At 63.7% G+C, this 1222-nt stretch carries 1 protein-coding gene; it reads right to left on the bottom strand.

Annotation, left to right across the window (positions count from 1 at the left end; all coding sequences use genetic code 11):
• On the bottom strand, positions 1-1218 hold the full coding sequence (gene tuf / locus HNQ08_RS27050) for an elongation factor Tu (protein ID WP_184138566.1): 1218 nt from the start codon (positions 1216-1218) through the stop codon (positions 1-3).
• Positions 1219-1222 lie beyond the last annotated feature (4 nt).

The following is a 1222-nucleotide window of genomic DNA, read 5'->3' as shown; positions in this document are numbered from 1 at the left end:
TTACTCCAGGACCTTGGTGACAACGCCGGCGCCGACGGTGCGGCCGCCTTCACGGATGGCGAAACGCAGGCCTTCTTCCATGGCGATGGGCTTGATCAGTTCGACGGTGAACGTGATGTTGTCACCGGGCATCACCATTTCCACGCCTTCGGGCAGTTCCACCACGCCGGTCACGTCCGTCGTGCGGAAGTAGAACTGCGGGCGGTAGCCGCCGAAGAACGCGCTGTGACGGCCACCCTCGTCCTTGGACAGCACGTAGGTGCTGGCCTCGAACTTGGTGTGCGGCTTGATGCTGCCGGGCTTGGACAGCACCTGACCACGTTCCACGTCGTCACGTGCCACGCCACGCAGCAGCACGCCGACGTTGTCGCCGGCCATGCCGGAGTCGAGCAGCTTGCGGTGCATTTCCACGCCGGTCACGGTGGTCTTCTTGGTGTCGCGCAGACCCACGATCTCGACTTCGTCCTGGATCTTGACGATGCCGCGCTCGACACGGCCGGTGGCGACGGTGCCGCGGCCGGTGATGGTGAAGACGTCTTCGACGGGCATCAGGAAAGCCTTGTCGGTGTCACGCTCGGGGGTGGGGATGTAGCTGTCCACGGCATCCAGCAGTTCCCAGATGTTGTCGACCCACTTGTCTTCGCCGCGGGCGGTCTTGGGGTTCTTCTGCAGGGCTTCGAGGGCCTGCAGCGCGCTGCCCTTGACCACCGGCAGATCGTCGCCAGGGAACTCGTACTTGCCGAGCAGCTCGCGCACTTCCATCTCGACGAGCTCGAGCAGTTCCTCGTCGTCGACCATGTCCACCTTGTTCATGAAGACGACGATGTAGGGCACACCCACCTGACGGGCGAGCAGGATGTGCTCGCGGGTCTGGGGCATGGGGCCGTCAGCGGAGCTGACGACCAGGATGGCGCCGTCCATCTGGGCTGCGCCGGTGATCATGTTCTTGACGTAGTCGGCGTGACCGGGGCAGTCCACGTGGGAGTAGTGACGGGTGGGGGTCTGGTACTCGACGTGGGAGGTGTTGATGGTGATGCCGCGGGCCTTTTCTTCAGGGGCCTTGTCGATCTGGTTGTAGTCCATCGTTTCGATGGTGGGGTCCATGGCGGCGGCCGTGAAGGTAATGGCGGCGGTCAGGGTGGTCTTGCCGTGGTCCACGTGACCGATGGTCCCGATGTTCACGTGCGGCTTCGTGCGCTCAAACGTTCCTTTTGCCATGTTC

It is taken from the genome of Deinococcus humi, from assembly GCF_014201875.1.
Classification (GTDB): domain Bacteria; phylum Deinococcota; class Deinococci; order Deinococcales; family Deinococcaceae; genus Deinococcus; species Deinococcus humi.
The sequence above is the reverse complement of the archived record's forward strand: the minus strand, read 5'-3'. Positions and strand labels throughout refer to the sequence as shown.